The organism is Pedobacter sp. (assembly GCF_040513095.1).
Lineage (GTDB): Bacteria > Bacteroidota > Bacteroidia > Sphingobacteriales > Sphingobacteriaceae > Pedobacter.
The window spans coordinates 1-3360 of the sequence record NZ_JBEVDX010000032.1 but is presented as its reverse complement, the minus strand read 5'-3'; the positions used below and the strand labels follow the sequence as shown (position 1 = coordinate 3360).

2 protein-coding genes and 1 pseudogene are annotated in these 3360 nt (G+C 40.0%); all 3 read left to right on the top strand.

The window, feature by feature from the left end; genetic code table 11:
• A pseudogene (locus tag ABWY16_RS04320) lies at positions 1 to 1119 on the top strand (DUF4175 family protein); the annotation flags it as partial.
• A gap of 9 nt (positions 1120 to 1128) precedes the next feature.
• Positions 1129 to 1572 (top strand): rRNA maturation RNase YbeY, encoded by a 444-nt coding sequence (ybeY, locus tag ABWY16_RS04315; protein ID WP_353903420.1) that lies wholly within the window; start codon positions 1129 to 1131, stop codon positions 1570 to 1572.
• Between the two features lie 206 nt (positions 1573 to 1778).
• On the top strand, positions 1779 to 3360 hold a 1582-nt coding region (locus ABWY16_RS04310), incomplete at its 3' end, for an ABC-F family ATP-binding cassette domain-containing protein (protein WP_353903419.1).

The window sequence follows — 3360 nt, the reverse complement described above, 5'->3', positions numbered from 1 at the left end:
CGGACGGTAGAAAAGCAGCAACAGCAAAGCATGGAAAACCTGGACAAAAAACAGCAGCAGAAAGCAGCCGAAAACCAAAAAAAAGCTGCACAGGAAATGCAGAAAATGGCAAAGGAACTGGAAGATTCCAATCAGGCCTCGGCTGAAATGGAAAACAACCTGAACGCCGAAGAGCTTCGCCGTTTGCTGCAAAACCTGCTGCAAACCTCATTTGATCAGGAAAAAGTGATGCTCAGCTTAAAAAAAATCCTTCCTGCTGATCCTTCCTATACCAAAAACGTGCAGCGGCAGCGTGAAATTAAAGACAATATGAAAACTATTGCCGATAGCCTGACGTCACTAAGCAAAAGGATCCCGCAGATTGAAAGTACTGTGGGCGAAGAAATGCAGAAGATCAATTTTAACGTTGATAAAAGCCTGGAAAGCCTTTCAGAACGCAGAACTGCGGAGGCTGGCAGAAATCAGCAGTATACAATGACTTCTATCAATAACCTTTCCCTGATGCTCAATGAAGCACTGGAACAATTGGAAAAGAATAAGAAAAATGCAAAATCAGGTGGGAAGGGAAAGGGCAAACAATCTATGCAGCAATTGCAAAAAATGCAGGATCAACTGAATAAAAGCATGCAGCAAGCCAAACAGCAGCTGGAAAAAGAAGGCAATAAAGGCAGCGTGCCAAAAGGAAAAATGAGCGAGGGCTTTGCCAGAATGGCTCAGCAGCAGCAAATGATCAGGGAAGCCCTCCAGAAAATAAATGCCGAAGAGAATAAGGATGGCAAAGGCGGTCTGGGAAACCTTAATCAACTCGTGAAAGAGATGAAAATGACAGAGTCAGACCTGATCAATAAGCGCCTCGAAGAAGAAACAATAAAACGGCAACAGGGAATTACCACTAAATTGCTCGATGCAGAAAAGGCAAGCCGCGATCAGGATGAAGAAGGCAAAAGGGAAAGCCAGGCTGGCAAAGAATTCCCTGCATCCTATCCTAAAATGCTTGAAGAATTCAGGAAAAGCAATCTCAGTGAAAAAGAATTTCTCCAGAAACTGCCCCCTACACTGAACTACTATTACAAAAATAAAATATCTGCATATTTTAAATCACTAAATTTGCCGAAGTAAATTCAAAATATGCGTAAGGCCCCAGTCTATTTTTTCTCCGAAGAAGTAAAATATACCCTAAAAAACAAGACCCTGATCAGAAACTGGATCAATGAGACCATCATTGCAGAGGGATACCAGCTTGATGAGTTGAATTTCATTTTGTGCTCTGACGAATATTTACTGGCTATAAACCAGCAATATCTTAAACATGACACTTATACCGACGTGATCACTTTTGATAACTCAGAGGAGCTTAAAACGATTCTGGGGGATATATTTATCAGCATTGAACGTATACAGGAAAATGCAAGGCAGTTTAGGAGTACTACACAGCAGGAATTATGCCGTGTTATGATCCATGGCACGCTCCATTTACTGGGTTACAAAGACAAGGGTAAAGTTGCCAAAACACTGATGACAAAAAAAGAAGACCAATATCTTGCTTTGTTAAATGATGAGCCAATCATATAAGTTACTTATTAAGCTGTTAATCAATTGTTTAAACTGCAACTACGTTTGTATTTTGTTGATTAACACTTCAATACCGCCTTTCTGAGGTCAGTATTAAGTAATTTATCGCTAATATTTCACAGCCTTCAGCTGATGAATACGATACCCGCAAATTATGTTTACTTTTGCAGGTAATTTCTTATCCTATAATTCGTTAAAAAAATACTTTGAGCACATTAATTGCAGCAGAAAACTTAGGCCATGCCTACCATGATGAATGGTTATTCAAGAATTTAACTTTAGGCATCCAAACCGGGCAGCGTGTTGCGCTTGTCGGTATTAACGGTGCCGGTAAAAGTACTCTATTAAAATTATTGGCCGAGCGGTTTAATCCCCTGGAAGGAAAAATTGTAAAGAATAAATTTGTGAAAATCGGATTCCTTGACCAGGAGCCCTCCTTTCCGGATGGATATTCAATCAGCGATTTTATATTCTCACAGGAAAACAAACAGCAGCAACTGATCAAGGAATATGAAGAATTAATTGAAGACCCCAATCCAGATGAGAATACCCTCAATCGCTTATATGAAGAATTGAGTGAGCACAACGCCTGGGAATATGAGCACGAGATCAAAACGATTTTGAGCCGTATGGGAATTAACCATTTGCAGCAACAAATTTCCACGCTGTCTGGTGGCCAGAAAAAACGTTTGGCCCTGGCTAAACTGTTGATTGAGGATCCTGAAATTTATGTACTGGATGAGCCTACCAATCACCTGGACATTGATACAATTGAATGGCTTGAAAAATTACTGACTTCAGGTAATAAAACAATATTACTTGTAACACATGACAGGTATTTTCTGGATAATGTCTGCAATACAATTGTAGAACTTGACAGGGGTAAAATCTACAACTACAATGGAAACTACGCGTATTTTCTGGAGAAAAAATCCGAACGTGAAGCTTCTGATGAAAGCACCTTCCATAAAAATAAAAACCTTTTAAAGAAGGAACTGGAGTGGATGCGCAGGATGCCTCAGGCCAGAGGAACAAAATCTCAGGCAAGAATCGATGCCTTTTATGATCTTGACAGTAAAACCAAGCAGCGGACAGACAATAAAAATGTAACGCTGAACGTGAAGATGTCCCGCCAGGGAAATAAAATTCTTGAACTGGATCATATCGGACAATCTTTTGGGGAGAAGAAAATCATCAATGATTTTACCTATGTCTTCAAACGCTCTGACAGAATCGGCCTTGCCGGTAAAAACGGTACTGGAAAGTCAACACTTTTGAATATTATTACCGGGTTTCAGCAGCCGGAAAAAGGAAGCGTTAGCGTGGGAGAAACTACTGTATATGGATATTACAAACAAGGTGGTTTAGCTTTCAATGACAAACAAAGGGTGATTGATATCGTTACTGAAGAAGCAGAATACATCAAGATGGCGGATGGTCAAACCATATCTGCTTCCCAGTTACTGACGCTCTTTTTATTCCCAATCAAAAAGCAGCATGGTATGGTAGAGAAACTGAGCGGAGGTGAAAAGAAACGCCTTCATTTAATGAAAGTGCTCATGCAGAATCCAAATTTCCTTATCCTGGATGAGCCTACGAATGACTTGGATATCGATACTTTAAATGTCCTCGAAGAATTCCTGGAGAATTTTCCAGGCGTATTGATATTGGTATCACATGACAGATACCTGCTAGATAAAATGAGCGAGCAACTATTTATTATGGAAGGTGAAGGAGTAGTGAATATCTACAATGGAAATTACTCTGAATATAGATTGAGCCTTGATG

Excerpts from the sequence above, each read along its gene's own strand:
- ybeY (WP_353903420.1), top strand. The coding sequence starts at position 1,129 with ATGCGTAAGGCCCCAGTCTATTTTTTCTCCGAAGAAGTAAAATATACC.